The sequence below is a fragment of the Kribbella flavida DSM 17836 genome, assembly GCF_000024345.1.
Classification (GTDB): domain Bacteria; phylum Actinomycetota; class Actinomycetes; order Propionibacteriales; family Kribbellaceae; genus Kribbella; species Kribbella flavida.
In genome coordinates this window covers 2,298,047-2,312,247 of the sequence record NC_013729.1, presented here as the reverse complement: position 1 = coordinate 2,312,247, position 14,201 = coordinate 2,298,047, and the positions used below count along the sequence as shown (strand labels likewise).

General features: G+C 69.8%; 10 protein-coding genes and 1 tRNA gene. 5 read left to right on the top strand and 6 right to left on the bottom strand.

The annotated features are described in order from the left end of the window. Position 1 precedes the first annotated feature (1 nt). Positions 2 to 922, bottom strand: a complete 921-nt coding sequence (locus tag KFLA_RS10925) for an NAD-dependent epimerase/dehydratase family protein (RefSeq protein WP_012919847.1) — start codon at positions 920 to 922, stop codon at positions 2 to 4. Between the two features lie 111 nt (positions 923 to 1,033). On the opposite strand from KFLA_RS10925, the gene KFLA_RS10920 reads away from it, so the two are divergent. Next, entirely contained in the window at positions 1,034 to 1,993 is a 960-nt protein-coding gene (locus KFLA_RS10920) for an AraC family transcriptional regulator (protein ID WP_012919846.1), read from the top strand. Positions 1,994 to 2,290: 297 nt separating this feature from the next. Here KFLA_RS10920 and ettA read toward each other — a convergent pair whose 3' ends face one another. Together ettA and KFLA_RS10910 are read right to left on the bottom strand one after the other, a co-directional pair. Next, positions 2,291 to 3,973, bottom strand: a complete 1,683-nt coding sequence (gene ettA, locus KFLA_RS10915; protein WP_012919845.1) for an energy-dependent translational throttle protein EttA — start codon at positions 3,971 to 3,973, stop codon at positions 2,291 to 2,293. Between the two features lie 60 nt (positions 3,974 to 4,033). After that, positions 4,034 to 4,522 carry a single-stranded DNA-binding protein gene (locus KFLA_RS10910; protein ID WP_012919844.1) on the bottom strand — a complete coding sequence of 163 codons (489 nt, stop codon included), beginning with the start codon at positions 4,520 to 4,522 and terminating at the stop codon, positions 4,034 to 4,036. 188 nt (positions 4,523 to 4,710) lie between these two features. Between KFLA_RS10910 and KFLA_RS10905 the strand changes: the two genes are divergently transcribed. Next, the gene (locus tag KFLA_RS10905; RefSeq protein WP_012919843.1) at positions 4,711 to 5,331 is read left to right on the top strand and encodes an SRPBCC family protein; all 621 of its coding nucleotides are present in this window, start codon (positions 4,711 to 4,713) and stop codon (positions 5,329 to 5,331) included. Positions 5,332 to 5,449: 118 nt separating this feature from the next. On the opposite strand, the gene KFLA_RS10900 is transcribed toward KFLA_RS10905, so the two are convergent. The 3 genes from KFLA_RS10900 to KFLA_RS39300 all read right to left on the bottom strand — a co-directional run bounded on the left by KFLA_RS10900 (position 5,450) and on the right by KFLA_RS39300 (position 12,000). Continuing rightward, positions 5,450 to 7,096, bottom strand: a complete 1,647-nt coding sequence (locus KFLA_RS10900) for a GTPase (protein ID WP_237706770.1) — start codon at positions 7,094 to 7,096, stop codon at positions 5,450 to 5,452. A 29-nt stretch (positions 7,097 to 7,125) separates the two neighbouring features. Beyond that, on the bottom strand, positions 7,126 to 10,266 hold the full coding sequence (locus KFLA_RS35490; RefSeq protein WP_012919841.1) for a dynamin family protein: 3,141 nt from the start codon (positions 10,264 to 10,266) through the stop codon (positions 7,126 to 7,128). Between the two features lie 186 nt (positions 10,267 to 10,452). Further along, entirely contained in the window at positions 10,453 to 12,000 is a 1,548-nt protein-coding gene (locus tag KFLA_RS39300; protein ID WP_012919840.1) for a PrsW family intramembrane metalloprotease, read from the bottom strand. Positions 12,001 to 12,199: 199 nt separating this feature from the next. On the opposite strand from KFLA_RS39300, the gene KFLA_RS10880 reads away from it, so the two are divergent. From KFLA_RS10880 to KFLA_RS10865, 3 genes are all read left to right on the top strand, one after another. Further along, positions 12,200 to 12,276: transfer RNA gene (locus KFLA_RS10880), tRNA-Arg, on the top strand. A 341-nt stretch (positions 12,277 to 12,617) separates the two neighbouring features. Beyond that, positions 12,618 to 13,256 carry a DUF4145 domain-containing protein gene (locus KFLA_RS10875; protein ID WP_148256600.1) on the top strand — a complete coding sequence of 213 codons (639 nt, stop codon included), beginning with the start codon at positions 12,618 to 12,620 and terminating at the stop codon, positions 13,254 to 13,256. 462 nt (positions 13,257 to 13,718) lie between these two features. Further along, complete coding sequence (locus tag KFLA_RS10865) at positions 13,719 to 14,195, top strand: hypothetical protein (protein WP_012919838.1); 477 nt, start codon at positions 13,719 to 13,721, stop codon at positions 14,193 to 14,195. Positions 14,196 to 14,201 lie beyond the last annotated feature (6 nt).

Sequence of the window (14,201 nt, the reverse complement as noted above, 5' to 3'; positions counted from 1 at the left end):
GTCAGGCCGGCAGCGCGTCGATCGTCTCCTTCAGCACTTCGTCGAGCGGCGTCGCGGTGACTCCGAGAACGGCCTCGGTGTGGGCAGAGTCGAGCACGTGCGGTTCGCGGTCGAGATACTGCATCTCGACCAGTTCCGCCATGATCGAGTCCCGCTCGCCGACCCGGACCAACTCCTCCAGCGGCATCGCGGTCAGCTGCGGCCCCGGAGCTCCCGCCAGCGCAGCCAGTCGCGCGGTGAGAGCGCGAACCGGCAGCGTCGACGTCGACGGCACATGCCAGACATTGCCCCAGGCCGCGTCGTGCCGGGCTGCGGCGATCATCGTGCGGGCCGCATCGTCGATGTAGGTCCAGCTGTGCTCGACGTCGAGGTCACCGGGGTACGCGGCCGGAGTACCGGCCAGCAGGTGCGGCAGGACGACGAGGTTGTAGACCGACAGCGTGTCCACACCGAGGAAGTCGCAGGCGCGGACATCGGTGACCCGGACGCGCCCGGCCTGATGTGCTTCCAGGGCGTCGGCCCACAGCTGTGCGCGCACCCGCCCCTTCACCGTGGTCGGCGCCGAAGGCAGGTCCTCGGTGATCGGTCCACTGACCGGGCCGTACGCATAGGTGTTACCGAGCATGACGTAGTCGGCGCCGGTCCGCTCGGCCGCCGCGAGCATTGCGCCGGCGAGCGGTGGCCAGTCGGTCGGCCACCGGTCGTACGCCGGCATCGCACAGTTGTAGAGCGTGAGAGCACCTTCGGTCAGGCGGCCGAGCCGGTCGGCATCGGTGGCGTCGGCGGCTACTGGTTCGATGCCGGGGTGGCGTGGGCCGGAGCCGCTGCGGGTGACGAGGCGGACTCGCTCGCCCTCCTCCGCGAGCAGCCGAGCGAGGGCGCGGCCGGTACCGCCGGCACCGACAACAACAGACAACGACATGTGGTCCTCCAAGGGATGGTGTTGCCTCGACCCTAAGAGCGCGGACTTCGACGAGACATGGCCATCGCGCTCCAAACCATATCCAGTCGTCTGACACCTAGACTTGACGGGATGGACGTACTCAGCGATGTACTGGCCGCTCTGCGGACCGGACGACCGCATGCGGCGCGGACCCAGGCGGAGGCGCCCTGGGGGATCCGCTTCCCGCCGAGCGACAGCGCCGGCTGTCACGTGCTGCTCGAGGGCTCCTGCTGGCTGATCCCTGCGCGGGGTGAGCCGATCCAGTTGGCCGTGGGCGACGTGGTTTTCGTGCCGCACGGCACCGGCTACGCGCTGGCCGATCGCCCGGGCAGCCCGCTGGTCGACTTCCAGGTGGACGCGGACGACGCCGCCGTGGTCGAGGAGATGACGCTCGACGGGACGGGGACGACGACCCGGCTGCTGTGTGCGGCGTACTACTTCGATCGGGCCAGCAGTCACCCGCTGCTCGATGAACTGCCGGAGGTCGTCCACCTGCCCCTCCGGCTCGGGCAGCACGCGTCGCTGCGTGCGGCGGTCGACCTGCTGGGCGCCGAACTCAGCGAACCACGCGCAGGCACCTCCGCGATCCTGTCGGGCCTGGTGGACATGTTGCTGCTCTTCGTCCTGCGCGGCTGGTTCGACGAACAGGTCGCGCGATCCGCGCGCCCCGACGTAGCTGGCAGCGCATCCCCCGCGGGCTGGGCCAGCGTACTCGGCGACCCGGCACTGACCGCAGCACTGCACGGCATCCACGCCCGACCAGAACACCCCTGGACAGTCTCCGAGCTCGCCGCCCTGTCCGGCCTGTCCCGCGCCACCTTCGCCAAACGCTTTGCCGGAGCAGTCGGCCGGTCCCCGCTCGCCTACCTGACCTGGTGGCGCATGACGCTGGCCGCCCGCCGCCTCCGCGACTCCGACGACCCCCTGCGCACCATCGCCACCCGCACCGGCTACGCCACCGAGTTCGCCCTCGCCAAAGCCTTCAAACGCGAGTACGGCGTAGCCCCCGGCCAGTACCGCCGCCAATCCTCCGAACTCCTACCCGCGTAAACCCCGCGCCCGGCGACCCCGCGGCCCTGCAACCCCACACCCCCGGCACCCTCGCGGCCCGGCGACCCCACGACCCCGCAGCCCTGCAACCCCACACCCCCGGCACCCTCGCGACCCCGCGCCCCCGCGACCTCGTGACCTGGCCGGAGACCGGGCGTCGGGCCCCGTCACCAGGCGACTGCCCGCCCGGCGGTCGCATCGGCAGCTCCACACCGCATTCGTTGCCGGATCCGCCCCGCAGAAAGCGACAGGCCCGCTCCAGCGATCGCTGGAGCGGGCCCGAGTGCGCGGAGAGAGTCAGTCGCGGGTGAGCTTCCGGTGGGTGACCCGGTGCGGGCGCGCGGCCTCGGCGCCGAGCCGCTCGATCTTGTTCGCCTCGTAGGACGCGAAGTTGCCCTCGAACCAGAACCACTTCGCCGGGTCCTCGTCCGTGCCCTCCCAGGCCAGGATGTGGGTCGCCACGCGGTCCAGGAACCACCGGTCGTGGGAGATCACCACAGCGCAGCCCGGGAAGTCCAGCAGCGCATCCTCGAGCGACTGCAGCGTCTCGACGTCCAGGTCGTTGGTCGGCTCGTCGAGCAGCAGCAGGTTGCCGCCCATCTTCAGCGTCAGGGCCAGGTTCAGCCGGTTGCGCTCACCGCCGGACAGCACCCCGGTCGGCTTCTGCTGGTCCGGGCCCTTGAACCCGAACGACGCCACGTACGCGCGGCTCGGCATCTCGAAGTTCGCGACCTTGATGTAGTCGAGCTCGTCGGACACCTGCTGCCAGACCGTCTTCTGCGGGTCGAGCCCGCCGCGGGACTGGTCGACGTACGAGATGCGGACCGTGTCGCCCAGGCGCAGCGTGCCCTGGTCCGGGATCTCCTCGCCGACGATCATCCGGAACAGCGTCGACTTGCCGACGCCGTTCGGGCCGACCACGCCGATGATGCCGGCCCGGGGCAGCGAGAAGCTCAGCCCGTCGATCAGCTTGCGGTCGCCGAAGCCCTTGACCAGCTTGCTGACCTCGAGCACCGTGCTGCCCAGGCGCGGACCCGGCGGGATGTTGATCTCGTCGACGTCGAGCTTCTTGGCCCGCTCGGCCTCGGCCGCGAGTTCCTCGTAGCGCGCGAGCCGGGCCTTGCTCTTCGACTGCCGGCCCTTCGCGTTCGACCGGACCCACTCGAGCTCGCGCTCCAGGATCTTCTGCCGCTTGGCGTCCTTGCGTCCCTCGACGACCAGCCGCTCCTGCTTGGTCTCCAGGTACTTCGAGTAGTTGCCCTCGTACCCGTAGGTCTTGCCGCGGTCCATTTCCAGGATCCACTCGGCGACGTTGTCCAGGAAGTACCGGTCGTGAGTGATCGCCAGGACGGCGCCCGGGTACTTCTGCAGGTGCTGCTCCAGCCAGAGCACCGACTCGGCGTCCAGGTGGTTGGTGGGCTCGTCGAGCAGCAGCAGGTCGGGCTGCTGCAGCAGCAGCTTGCACAGCGCGACCCGGCGGCGCTCACCGCCGGACAGGTTGTCGACGATGGCGTCGGCCGGCGGGCAGCGAAGCGCATCCATCGCTTGCTCCAGCTGGGCGTCGACGTCCCATGCGTTGCGGTGGTCGAGCTCGGTCTGCAGGTCACCCATCTCGGCCAGCAGGGTGTCGTAGTCCGCGTCCGGATCGGCCAGCTCGGCGGAGATCTCGTTGAAGCGGTCGAGCTTCTGCTTGGTGTCGCCGACCCCTTCCTCGACATTCTCCAGCACCGTCTTGCCCTCGGTCAGCGGCGGCTCCTGCAGCAGGATCCCCACCGTGGCGTCCTCCGCCAGCCGCGCCTCACCGTTCGAGGGCTGGTCGAGCCCTGCCATGATCTTGAACAGCGATGACTTGCCGGTGCCGTTCGGCCCGACCACGCCGATCTTCGCGCCGGTCAGGAAGTTCAAGGTGACGTTGTCGAGTACGACCTTGTCGCCGTGCGCCTTCCGGACGTTGCGAAGCGTGTAGATGAATTCCGCCATGAGCCAGAGCCTATGCGCTGCGCCCCACCGACACCCAACCGCCCGTCGCCGCCGGACCCGTCAGGCGGCCTCCTGGGCGACGAAGGGCGGGTCGTCCGCGGCACTCTGCTCGCCGGACGACTCGGCTCGGTGGGACAGGTCCCGCATCTCGTCGTCGGGGGAGCTGGGCGGGCTGCCGGCCGCCGACGGCGGGGTCTTGCTGAAGCTGGTGGTGCCGCGGGTCAGGTCGTGGCCGACAGACAGAGCTTCGATCACCGTCCGGGAGCGTGGCTCGCCGTCCTCGGTCCACTCGGTCGTCTTGAGCCGGCCGTGCACGACGACGGGATCGCCCCGGCCGACCGAGTCGGCGACGTTCTGTGCCAGCGTGCGCCAGCACTCGACGGTGAACCAGGTCGTCGGCCGGTCGATCCAGATCCCTTTGGCCCGGTCGAGCGTGCGGGCGGTGGAGCCGATCCGGAACGACGCCAGCGCGTGTCCCCCGTTCACCTGCTTGAACTGCACGTCGCCGCCGACCCGCCCCTGCAGGGTCAGATAGGTCTCACCACTCATGTCACACCAGTCCTCTCGATCGCGGATGTGCTGTCACCAGAGAAGATGCCGCGACCACCGCGACTCCGGCGGACGACTTCACCGCCTGGGGACAACCAAGCCTTAGCCTTGACTTATATAAGTCAGCACCGGCATTGTGGGACTCGGCACGACCATCCACCACAGGCACCAAGGCAGACAGGGAACAGATGGACATCCTGGAACACATCACCGCGGTCCAGCGCGAAGTCACCCGCACGGGCGAAACGGCCTCGGTGCTGATGCGCCGGAGCTACCAGGCCGAGATCGAGGACGTCTGGGACGCGCTCACCGACCCGGAGCGGATGGCTCGCTGGTTCTCGCCGGTCACCGGCGAGCTCAAGGTCGGCGGCACCTTCCAGATCCAGGGCAACGCCGGCGGAGAGATCATCGAGTGCGAGCCGCCCAAGCGCTACAAGGTCACGTTCGGCGGCCCGACCAGTCTGCTCGAGGTGCGGCTGACGCCGGGACCGGGCGAGACGACCGAGTTCGAGCTCGAGCACTCGATGGAGGGGCCGCCCGCCCCCGGTGGCGCCGGCGCCCTGTACGTCGGACCTGGCTGGGACGGCGCGATCCTGGGCCTGGGCCTCTACCTGGCCGGCGAGCTGACCACCGACGACGACCCGACCGAGATGGCCAACTCCCCCGAGGTGGTCCGCTACAACGAGCAGTCGATCTACGCCTGGATCGACGTCATCCGGGCCTCGGGCACCACCAGCGAGCAGGACCTCAAGGCCACCATCGAGATCGCGATGGCGCAGTACGTCCCCGGCAAGACCCCGCCGGAGTAGCACTCGCAGCACCACCTGGAACACCGAAGCGGGACCGTGAACAGGTCACAGCCTGTCCAAGGTCCCGCTTTGCTGTGCAGTCGCCCCGCAGTACGCCGGACCAGCGGTGGCGACGGGCTCAGCGGCGCGCGACGGCCAGCTTGTCGCGGCAGGTCGTGTACGCGTCGAGCTCGGCCTTGGCCGGGTCGATGACGTGGCTGTCGGCAACCTTCTCCAGCTCGCTGCGCAACGCCCGCGACACCAGCCGGGCCCGGCGGTTCGCGCCGTTCGAGGCGAACACCCGGCACGCCACCGCGACCAGGACGCCGAGCAGCACGCCGCCGATCAGCATGAGCGTCGCGTACGGGATCCCGTTCCAGCGCGGCAGCGGCGGATCGTTCAGCTGCAGGTACCCGAACACTGCGAGCGCTCCGAGCCAGACTGCCCCGCCCAGCGCCACCAGGAACAGCACCCACTGCAGGAACCGCGCGACGCCCCACCAGCCCGGCGTCGAGCTCGAGCCGAGATCGGTCCGGGCGACCGCCTGGTCCAGCTCGTCGCCGAGGGTCTCCTCGCGGCGGCGGATCGCCGACCGGACCGAGTCGGCCCACGGCCGCGACAACCCCGCGGCCGCCTTGTTCGTGATGCTGCGGACCGCGGTGTCCATCCGGGCCCGCTGCACCGGAGTCGCCGCCGGCAAGGAGGACCGGGCGATCGACACCTCGGTCGACGCCGATTTCCGCAGCGCCTTGCCCTGCTGCTTGGGCAGCTGGTCCAGGTGCAGCCGCCGCAGCGGGTCGGGCCGGAACCGGCCGAGCCACTTCGTCACCGGCCACCCGGTCGCCGCGCGCGCCCGCTGCAGGTACGACCGCCGTACGGCGTCCACCACCACCGGTACGCCGCTCGCCTCGGCCAGGGCATCGACCAGTTCGGTGACGTCCGACTTGGAGATCTCCGGCGTCTTCGCGTTGCCGCACTGGCTCGCCATCCGGTCGGCGACCCGGTCCACGTCGGCCGCGAGCCGCTCCCGCGCGGCGCGCTTGTTGGCGACCCGCTTGACCAGCAGGTTGCGCAGCTCGTCGAGGCCGTCGCCGCTCACCGCGGACGTACCGACCACGGTCGGCGACTTCAGCCCGTCGGACTTCAGCAGCCGGTCCAGGTCGGACAGGCAGCTCTTGCGCTGCTCGTCGGTCAGCTTGTCGACGTGGTTCAGCGCGAACACCATCACCGACGAGTGCGACGCGAACGGCTTGATGTAGCGGTTGTGCAGCGCCGCGTCGGCGTACTTTTGCGGGTCGACCACCCACACCAGCACGTCGACCAGCTCCACCAGCCGGTCCACGATCAGCCGGTGCTCGACCTCGGTGGAGTCGTGGTCGGGCAGGTCGAGCAGGACCAGTCCGTCCAGGTCCTCCGAGTGCTGCTCCTCCAGGGAGCTGCGGTGCTGCACCTGGTGCCGCCGGGGAATGCCCAGCCAGTTCAGCACCTCCCCGGCGGGCTCCTCGCCCCACACACAGGCCAGCGGCATCGAGCTGGTCGGCCGCCGGGTGCCGATCGCGGCCAGGTCGAGCCCGGTCATCGCGTTGAACAGCGACGACTTGCCCGAGCCGGTCGCGCCGGCCAGTGCGACCACGGTCAGGTCGCCGGACATCCGCAGCCGCTGGCCGGCCCGGTCGACGATCTGCGAGGCCTCGCTGAGCACGACCTGGTCCAGCCGGCCCTTGCCGGCCTCGGCCGCCTCCTCCAGCGCCTCGATCTTGGTCAGGACATCGGAAGAACCCCTCACCAGGCCCTTGACCGTATCCACAATTCCCGTCACGTGCAGTCCTCCACCGCGCGCGCGGCCTCGGTCAGTTGCCTGGGTGCTTCCGGGTCGACCGGATGCTGGTCGAGCACAGCCAGGTAGCGGGCGAATTCGGCATCCATCAACGCATGAACCCTAGCGTTCAGGTCCTCACGGGCCTTCGCTGCCAGGGTGCGCACGGCCTGGTCACCGAACACCGCCTCCAGCAGTTTCTGCCCCACCACGGCGGTCCCCGCCCCGACCCCGACCTCGGCACCGGTCGGGATGCCCGCGGTGCTGGCGAACACCACGACCATCAGCGCCAGGCCGATCCCGTTGACGCCGTACGCCAGGATGCGCGCGGTCGAGCGCTTGTCCGCGCCCTCCTTGCGCACCAGGTCGAGCACGAAGCCCTGCCACTCCCGGACCGCGCGACTCGCGGCGGCCGGGAACTCCTTCGACATCCGGCCGAGGTCGCGCTCACCCGCGGCGAGCAGTTGGCGTCCGGCGGCCGTCGACTGCCAGGACTCCTCGGCCCGCTCGGCCGCCGCCTCGGCGTGCTCGCGCAGCAGCGACTCCAGCCCGGACTCCACCGCGTCGGTGAGGTCCCGGGTCGGCGGCGGCTTCCCGACCACCGCCGTACGGACCTTGTCGCGCAGCCGGCCGACGTTGGTCTGCAGACCCTTGAGCAGCTCGCCGGTGCCGACGAACTCCTGCCAGCGGGCGAGCACCTCGCCGCGCAGCATGGTGCCGTCGACGGTCGCCTGCTCGATGTCCTTGACCGCCCGGTCGTACGCCGTCTGGGCGGTGGAGCGCAGCTCGACCAACGTGTCGGCCTGGTCGCGCACCGCCTTCGAGAACGCGGGCGCCTTCTTGGTCATCGCGGTCACGGCGCCCTGCAGCGTACGGCGTACCACCGCCGACCGCGCCTCCGCGTCGGCCGCCAGGTCGACCAGCCAGTCCTTGATCGAGGCAACCGTCTCGGCCGGCAGCATGCCGTCGGCGTCGACCACGGTCTCCTTGATGCTGAACAGCGGCGAGTCGCCCAGCCCGCGCTCCAGCAGCATCTGCGCCAGGTGCCCGGTGATGTCGTCGATGGTGTCGGCCGGAGCCCGGTCCAGCACCACCGCGACCGCCGTACTGCGGTCCGACGCGCTCTGCAGGAACTCCCACGGCACAGCGTCGGCGTACCGGGCCGCGGTGGTCACGAACAACCACAGGTCGGCCGCGGCCAGCAGCTGGGTGGCGAGATCGCGGTTCGCCTCGACGACGGAGTCGATGTCCGGCGCGTCCAGGATCGCCAGGCCGCGCGGAATGGTGTCGGCGGCAACCAAGCGGATCTGTCCCGGGTCCTCCGTACCACCCGGGCGGTCGCCGCTGGAGCGGGCCATGCCCGGCAGCACCCGGTCGCCCGCGAACCACTCGGCGTCGTCCGGGTTGTGGATCAGCACCGGCGACCGCGTGGTCGGGCGCAGCACGCCCGGTTCGCTGACGACCTGGCCGATCAGGCTGTTCACCAGCGTCGACTTGCCCGCACCGGTCGAACCGCCGACCACCGCGAGCACCGGCGCCTCGAGCTGCACCAGCCGCGGCAGGATGTAGTCGTCCAACTGGTCCAGCATCGACTTCTGCTGCTGCCGCGCCTCGTCGGCCCCGACCACGTCCAGCGGCAGCTTGCTGTCGGCCAACGCACCCCGCAGCCGCATCAGCGCCGTGATCAACGCCATCGCCGCCTGCTGCTCAGCCGCCTTGGCCGCGACCTCCTCCGCCGACAACACCACCTCGTCGCCGTCGTCGCCGTCCGCAGCCGCCACACCATCGCCGGCCTTGCCGCCGTCGCCGTCCGCAGCCGCCGCACCATCCCCGGCCTTGCCGCCGTCGCCGGCCTTGCCCTTGCTTCCGGCGCCGCTCACCACGCCAGCGCCGGCCGCCACGCCCTCGGCAGCCCCAGCGCCCACGCCGGACGCCGCGCTCTCGGCGTCCGCGGCAACCTCGTCAGCGCCAGTAATGTCCTCGGTCGCCGCGCTACCGACGGCTGCAACGTCCTCGGCGGACCTCGCGTCGGCGTCGGTCTCCGCAGCCTCGACATCCTCGGAGGACTCTGCGTCGTCCTCATCTGCGTCCTCGGCAGAGGTGGCGCTGCCACTCGCCGGCACTTCCTCGGCGGCTTCACCCTTTGCGGACGCCTCGCTGTCGACGGCTGCCACACGTGTGACGTCCTCGGCGGTTGCATCGCCTCCGGCGGTCCCCGCCTCATCCGCGTCACCAGGAGTCGACTTCCCGGCACGCCCAGCCTTCGAGCTCTCGACGGCACCAACCTTCTCGCCCGCCGCCGCTGCCGGCTCAGTCTCGCCCTCTGCCGCATCATCCGCGCCTACGGCATCAGCGTTCGCACCGGTCGGCTCCGCGACGTCCCCGCCCACCGGCGTACCGGCAACGTCCTCCGACCGCTCCGCCTTCGCAGCCTCAGCACTGATCCGCGCCGCCTCGGCCGCCGCGGCTGCCTCCAGCTCAGTCACCTCGTCGACATCAGTCGACGCGATGACCTGCGGATCGACCATCCGCTCCGACTGCGGTACCTCCACCGGCATACCGTCCGCGTTCTTCGGCAGCCCGATGATGATCTCGCCGTACTCCAACGGGAACCCGTCGGGCGACTCCTCCGGCTCGTACACGACGCCGACGCTCGGCCGCTCGCCACCCGCGTCCGAAGCACCACCAGCAGTCGCCTCCGACGCAGGATCCCCGGCCTCCGCATCAGCCGCGCGGCCGTCCTTCGCCGTCGCCTCAGCCGCGCCCTCGGGAACCTCCGGGTCCACCTCGTCCACAGCCTCGACGTCGCCGCTCGCCTCCGGTACGCCGCCCTCAGCAGCCGGCGGTCCACCCGGTGAATCGGCGCCCTCGGCATCCTTCACCGCAACCCCGGCCTCGGCCTGCCCCTTCAGGGACTCCTCGACCGACGACTCCGCCGCAGACTCCTCGGACGCCTTCACCGACTCCTCAGCAGCCGCAGCCGGCGCACCGGAGCCGACCGAACCACCAGCAGCCCCGTCCGCAGCCGTCGCGCCACCGGCCGTCGCCACCTCCGCCGCAGGCCCGTCGCCCGCAGCCTCCGACTTCCGGCGCCGCCGACGCCAGAAGCTCTTGCCCTTGGCACCTGCCTCGCCCGTCACCGCGGCCGGCTCCTGGGCAGGCTGCGCCCGGTCCGGAACCTGCGGCTCATCCGAGCGCTCCGAACCCTCACCAGCTGCTGACCTGACGTCAGCCACGGTGTCCGTCCACGAGCACAGAGTGCCCGGTCGAACAGCGCAGAAGCAAAGTCATCTTCATCCCGTGTGGCGGCGTGGACGGGGGGCATTTCACTGCGACGGTGGATACGGACCGTATCCTCCCGGCGGAGCCTGCGGTCCAGTGGGTCCCGGTGAGTAACCGGGCCGGCCCGCCGGGTAGCCGGGTTGCCCCGAGGGATACCCTGCTTGACCGTCCGGATAACCCCCCGGCGGATAACCTCCGGGAGCCCCCGGACCACCTGCTTGCGGACCACCCGGCGGCTGCTGACCCCCGGGGTACTGCGGCGCTCCCGGGTACTGCGCGCCGTTCGGGTACTGCGCCCCGGCGTACGGCGGCACCGGGCCCGCCGGGGCGAACTGCGGTACGGCGGTCGCGAACGCCGGCATCGGCGGGAACGGCACGCTCGGCCGGCGCTCGCGCAGCTCGTCGAGCAACCTCTTCTCGGTCTGCAGCTCGTCCGCGCCGACCACCTGCCGGACGATCTTGTCGCGCAGGTACGCCAGCTCGGTCGCGGTGTGCTGGAACGCCTTGGCCGCGGCCTCGGCCTGCGGGCCGTAGCGCTTCGCGTTCTGGCGCAGCGCCTTGCGGCCGCGCAGCGTCGCGATCAGCGGGACGTCCTGACCGTTCAGCCAGCCGAACCGGACGTAGTCGTACAGCCGGGACGCGATCATCTGCCCCTCGCGGGAGCGCATCACCAGGGCGAAGACGACCATGCCGAAGAACAGCGGCACCATCAGGAAGAAGTACATGGTGAGGAAGCCGCCGCCACCGGCCCAGCTCGCGCCGCCGTTCCACAGCCCGTGCATGAGCACCGCGGCGAGGTAGCCCACCACCGGCGCGAGGAAGCGGACCGCCGTACTGCGGTGCCGGACCGCGATGCCGATGCCGATCGCGGTGAACGACGTGAAGAGTGGATGCGCGAACGGCGAGGCCAGCCCGCGCAGGATGAACAAACCGATCACGCCGCGCACGCCGGCCGCGTTGCCGCCCTCCTCGGAGAGCTGGTCGAAGATCCGGCCGAAGTACAGGATGTTCTCGGTGAAGGCGAAGCCGACGCCGACCATGCCGGCGTACACGAGCGAGTCGATGATGCCGTCGAACTCCTTGCGCCGGACCAGCGCCAGCAGCAGGATGACCGCGCCCTTGGCGAACTCCTCCACCGGCGGCGCCACGAACACCGCGGCCCGGCTGCCGCCGCTCGCGGTCTCGTGCAGCAGGTCCGCCGCCCGGGTGTTGATGAAGATCGCCGCCAGCGTGGCGATGAACGCGCCCCAGCAGAGCGCGAACACGATGTACTTGAGCGGCTCCGGTTCGTAGCGGTCCAGCCACAGGTACAGCGCGATGATCAGGATCATCGGCACGAAGGCCAGGCCGATCCCCCACATGAACCCGCTGGCGCCGACCGACTTCGCCACGATGCCGAAGATCAGCAGCCCGGCGATCGCGAACACGACCACGATGCCGATCCCGATCAGCAACCCCTGGTTGCGCCGCTGTCCGGGAACCGGGTGCGGTCCCAACCGGTTCGGCTGCGGGTACGGCGGTCCGGACGCGCCGGCCGAGCCGGTCGCCACCGGTTGCGGCGCGTCGGCAGGGCCTCCTGAGGGGTAACTCATGCCCGCAGCCTAGTTGGAGTCCCGGCACCACGGCAGAACCGCCCACTCAGCGTTACCGGGATGGAACGACCGACCTGCACCGATGCCTCTGCGTCCCCGCCGGCTCACACTGCGTCGCTACCCCGCCAGCCCGCACCCGGAACCCGCGAGCGCGATCACCTCCCCATCTGAGAGACTCTTCCCCGTGCCACCAGCACATGCGCCCGTAGCTCAGCTGGATAGAGCGTCGGACTTCTAATCCGTTGGTCGCAGGTTCGAATCCTGCCGGGCGCGCCAACAAAAACGCAGGTCAGCCCAGGGCCTGTAGTTCCAACGTCCGCCACATGCTCGATCCGTGGGGCTATTCGTGGTGCGAATGGGAGTCAAGCCGAGTCGATCAGGGTGTCCTAGCGGTCGCTTGCAGATACACCCAGCGCCACTCGGCGGCGGGTGCGCTGCGAGCAACGGCCGTCGCTCATAGTTCCCCTGCGAAGCGGGTCGACGGTTCGACTGCCCTTGACCACAACCCTCAAGCGTGAGTCGGGCTCGCCTGGTGGCCGCCCGTCCCCGTAAACCCTTTAGCGACCATCCGTAGTTGCGGCGTTGCACGCCTCAGCACTGCCGTCTACGCTCGCGCCGTGCCCGCGCTCCTCTGCCCGTTCTGCAAGAGTCACGCCACCTTCTCGGAGGTATGGTCCGCGAATGGGAACCCGATGGGCCTGCAGCGGACGGGGTTCGTGGGTGTCGACCGTCTCGCGGTCCTGCAGTGCAACAACACCAACTGCCAACTCGTGGTGACGGCCGCGATGGGCGGTCAAGATGTGAGGATCCATTGGCCTAGCGCGATAGGCGGCAAGGATTTCCCGGACGTCCCTGAGGCCATCGCCTCATCCGCGAACGAGGCACACCTCGCGTTAAGCGTCGGGGCATTTCGTGCCGCAATCGCGATGGCCCGCGCTGTGGTTGAGGCGATCGCGAAGGCCAATGGCATCACCTCGGGCACCCTGATGAGCAAGATCGACGGCCTTCGTCAGGCAGATGTGATTTCAGAAGCGATGAAGGAAGCCGCTCACGAGATCCGATTTGCAGGCAACGAGGTTGCGCACGGCGACCTCGTCACTGATCCGTTGACCCGCGAGGACGCCGAAGAGGTACTGGGATTGATGGACGCGATCATTCTCCGCGTCTACCAGGAGCCCGCCCAAGTGGCGAGGGTCCGCGAACGGCGGGAGTCCAGGACAGGCGGATCGGGCACCACACCTGCCCCGTCCCCCTGACAGATGCACAGGTCAGCGCGGCGGGCCGCGTGGGCCGGCCCGCCGAACGTGCCCGGCGAGCGCGCCCGGAGGCACGCCTTCAACCACATAAGCGATCGGCAGCGGGGATGAATCAGTGACCTTCTCATTACGAGGAGGAACGACGGCGTCACATCCGCTCTCATCAGGCGTTTTGAGCTTCGCGGCGCCCGCCTACGGTGCCGAGATTTTCCATACGTACGCCCAGGTTGATGCCACGAAGGATGCCACGCACCACGTCTCTTGGGTCGCGAGTCGCCTCCACACCGGTGTTCACCTGATGTCCGCGAGAACTGCCAAGATGCCCAAGATGGGCGCACAGCCGCTCGATACGAAAGGGCTGCGGATGCTGGAGCGTCTGCTCAAGTCAGCCCCGGAGAACGGCCACCAGCGGCGTGCATGACTTCTGCAGATTGTCGGTGCCTGCTGGGATCGTGTTGTGGTATGGAGATCACTGAGCAGGTGTTGGCCGGTGTGCCGGCCACCGGGTTGGTTCGTGTACCGCTGGCCGAGTTCGGTTCGGTGTGGCGGGTGGCTGAGGCTGAGTGTGTGCGGCTGGTGATGGCGACCCCGCTGGGGGAGACTTCGTGGGCAGCGTCGTACGCGTCGGCGGCGATGAAGACGTGCAGGTGGCTGGCGGGAACGGATGTTCCGCTCGGTAATCCGGCAGATCCGTTGTGGACTCCTGCCGAGGCACCGATTGTGCCTCCGTCGGGCGTTCCGATCGGCCCTGCGTCGCAGGAGACGTTGCGGCGACTGTTCGACGAGACGCAGGTCGCGCAGCTCACGTCTCCTGACGGGTATAAGACGCCGGGCATGCCGGCGAGGCCGGGTTACTTCGAGGGTGTGATCGAGACGCTGGAGTGGGCGCATCTCCACGGCCCTCGCCCGCGTCTGGAAGGAATCTCCGCTGTCCAATGACCTGTC